Raw genomic sequence first — 677 nt, forward strand, 5'->3', positions numbered from 1 at the left:
AAACGCCCGGTTACATTCCGAACCCGGAAGCTAAGCCTTTCAGCGCCGATGGTACTGCAGGGGGGACCCTGTGGGAGAGTAGGACGCCGCCGAACAATCTTTCAAGGACCCTTGGTCCCAGCGTTCATGCTGGGACCAAGGGTCCTTTTGTTTTGTCGTAGCGCGTCGGGTGTCCGACTGCGTAAGAATGTCTTGTAGTACCCGATGAAGGAGTTACGCCGATGTCCACCAACTCTCCCGACGATCGTTCGGAGCGCGAGCCGCGTCGCCGGGACGGTGGTGACCGAGGCGGCTTCAGCGGTCGTCGTGACGACCGCTCCGGCGGACCGCGCCAGGACAACGACCGCGGTGGCTCCCGGCGCGACGACAGCCGGCCCACCGGTGGTGGCGGGTTCCGTCGGGACGACCGCGACCGTGACCGTGGGCCGCGTCGCGATGACAGTCGTGGTGGTGGTTCCGGTGGTGGGTTCCGTCGGGACGATCGGGACCGTGACCGTGGACCGCGTCGGGACGATGACCGGGGTGGGCGTCCCGGTGGGTTCGAGCGGCGGGACGACCAGCCGCGTGGGCCGCGCCGGGACGACAGTCGTGGTGGTGGTTCCGGTGGTGGGTTCCGTCGGGACGATCGGGACCGTGACCGTGGACCGCGTCGGGACGATGACCGGGGTGGGCGTCCC

1 rRNA gene and 1 pseudogene are annotated in these 677 nt (G+C 68.1%); both read left to right on the forward strand.

Annotated features, from left to right (window positions below):
- Positions 1–95, forward strand: a 5S ribosomal RNA gene (rrf, locus tag ACFVV1_RS40850); the annotation flags it as partial.
- Positions 96–306: 211 nt separating this feature from the next.
- Positions 307–677 (forward strand): annotated as a pseudogene (locus tag ACFVV1_RS40855) (hypothetical protein); the annotation flags it as partial.

This window comes from Streptomyces sp. NPDC058092 (assembly GCF_042884935.1).
In the GTDB taxonomy this organism is placed as follows: Bacteria; Actinomycetota; Actinomycetes; order Streptomycetales; family Streptomycetaceae; genus Streptomyces.